Source organism: Bacillus sp. 05T31 (genome assembly GCF_056396725.1).
On sequence record NZ_JBFTMA010000716.1, the window covers coordinates 1 to 2,245 of the forward strand.

A 2,245-nucleotide genomic window follows, 5' to 3' on the forward strand; every position below is an offset into this window, starting at 1 on the left:
GATTAAGATTGAGTTCATTGTTTTCCCCCTACATATATACTAGGATTTCTTAATTACTTTACTAATATAAAAGGTATACGATTGCTCGTATACCTTTTGTGTATTCTTTATTACTTAGCTACAAAATAATCCGTTACATATTGCGCCCAAACTTCATGCCCTTTAGCACTTGGGAAACCGAACTCTGTTTGTAAGTACGGTAAAATCGCTTTCGTTGCTGCATCAGGCCAAGCTGTCCAATGATCAACATATGTATAACCATTTTGCGTAGCAAACTGCTTTAATGCTTCAATTGCTTTTGGATAATTCTTCGCACCATACACCGGGTTTGATGGTTGAATCATAATTGTAGCGTCTTTTGCACTAGTAGAAAGTGCCTGTACAAACTTCTGTGTATTTGCAACAGAATTTCCATTACCAGTTTTTCCGTTATCAGTAATAAATGGTGGCTCAAATAAAATTACATCTGGATTTTCTTTAGCGATCTCTTTATCGCGTTTATTCGCGATTAATTCCTCTGTACTTTCACCCTTATATTCCTTTACCGTCACATTCCATAAACCTTTACCGTAAGAAGCCTCTAAATTAGTAGTAAACTTAGCTACCCAAGCATCTTTTTCAGATGAAGAAGCTTCATCACCAACAATAACAAGGTTTACTGACTTTTTATCCTGAGCAGCTTTCTTTAACTTCTCTTTCACTGCATCTGGCAAGTTCTTTGCGTATGCTTCATTAAAAGATGGCTTTGCATCTTGTTTTTTCTCTTCTTTCTTCGCTCCGCTATCTTTCACTTCAGCCTTTGTTTTCGTTACTTCACTCGTTTGCCCTGTTGCATTCGCAACCTTCTTATTCCAATATAGTTTACCGCTCACAACCGAAGCGACAAACAATACAAAAATAAATAGGACAAGTACTGCTTTCTTATTCATCGATTCACCTCATCTATTAATCTCACAATATATAATACTAATATAAATTTACGTAAAAATAAACCCAACTCCTTCCAAAGGAGTTGGGTTCAATAAACATTACTTCGTTAATTCAAGATGTGCTCTTAACTTATTCGTTATATCTTGCTTTGCTGCATCTGGAACATAGTAGTACCAAATACCGTCAGCGGCTTTGTGACCGTCGCCTGGGATTTGAATATCTTCACTATTTTGCAAGCARTTYTTATARTTCTTTTGCATATCAAACATTTGATCTTGYGTTAAGTTTGTTTTCACGTTCTTTTGRATTGCTGTAAGTACGTCTCCATAATTCGCTAAAGAAGAGAAGTTTGCACCTTTCTTAATAACAGCCTGCATCACTTGACGTTGACGCATTTGACGACCGAAGTCACCGCGTGGGTCTGCCTTCCTCATACGTGTATATGCTAAAGCCTCTTCACCTGTTAAATGTATATTCCCTTTGACAAAGTGATGTCCATCTTGTGTAAATTCTAAGTCATTATTTACATCTACGCCACCAACTGCATTAACAATATCCTTGAATCCTTCCATATTTACCTCAACATAATAGTTGATAGGAATATTTAAGAACTTTTCTACAGTTGCGACAGACATGTCTACACCACCAAATGCATAAGCATGGTTGATTTTATCACTTTTCCCTTTTCCAACGATTTCYGTATAYGTATCACGAGGGATACTTAMYGTYTTCATWGAATTRTTTTTMGGATTTAAAGTAATRACCATTARAGAATCWGAACGGCCTTTATCTTCACCACGTTCATCCGCACCTAGTAATAGGATTGAAACTGGTTCAGATTTACTGATTTTTGCTTCTTGTTTATTATTTTTATCACGCTCTAAAGGTTTATGAACTTCATCTAATGTATTTGAGACTTTGGAATATACATTATAAGCATATACTCCTCCACCTATAATTAGTACTCCTATGATTCCTAATATCCAAAATAGAATTTTCTTTTTCATTATTATAGACCTCTTCTTTCAATCATTCTGAATAAATCTCCAGATAATAAAAATATCAATTTAGTCTATTATACTAGGAATGATATTCTATAACCAGTATATCAAAGCATATTCTAGCTTAATTAACCTAAAACTTTGATAGCCTTTTCTTTCCTAAAAGCATAATTAATATTATTTTACTKTATAGTAYTTTACATACCAATTAGCGAACTCCTGTAAGCCTTTTTCTATAGAAGTTTCAGGTTTAAAATCTACAGCCTYYTGTAATAAATCAGTCGATGCATAAGTAGCTGGTACATCTCCTGGTT

At 34.6% G+C, this 2,245-nt stretch carries 2 protein-coding genes and 1 pseudogene; all 3 read right to left on the bottom strand.

Annotated elements, in window-relative coordinates:
* Positions 1 to 110: 110 nt before the first annotated feature.
* On the bottom strand, positions 111 to 929 hold the full coding sequence (locus AC1DJR_RS27125) for an SGNH/GDSL hydrolase family protein (RefSeq protein ID WP_477003958.1): 819 nt from the start codon (positions 927 to 929) through the stop codon (positions 111 to 113).
* A gap of 99 nt (positions 930 to 1,028) precedes the next feature.
* Positions 1,029 to 1,937, bottom strand: coding sequence for a polyisoprenyl-teichoic acid--peptidoglycan teichoic acid transferase TagU (gene tagU / locus AC1DJR_RS27130; RefSeq protein ID WP_477003959.1), 909 nt, complete (start codon positions 1,935 to 1,937; stop codon positions 1,029 to 1,031).
* Between the two features lie 171 nt (positions 1,938 to 2,108).
* Positions 2,109 to 2,245, bottom strand: a pseudogene (locus tag AC1DJR_RS27135) (NAD-dependent epimerase); the annotation flags it as partial.

Coding starts and splice junctions, on each gene's coding strand:
- AC1DJR_RS27125 (WP_477003958.1), bottom strand. CDS start 929: ATGAATAAGAAAGCAGTACTTGTCCTATTTATTTTTGTATTGTTTGTC.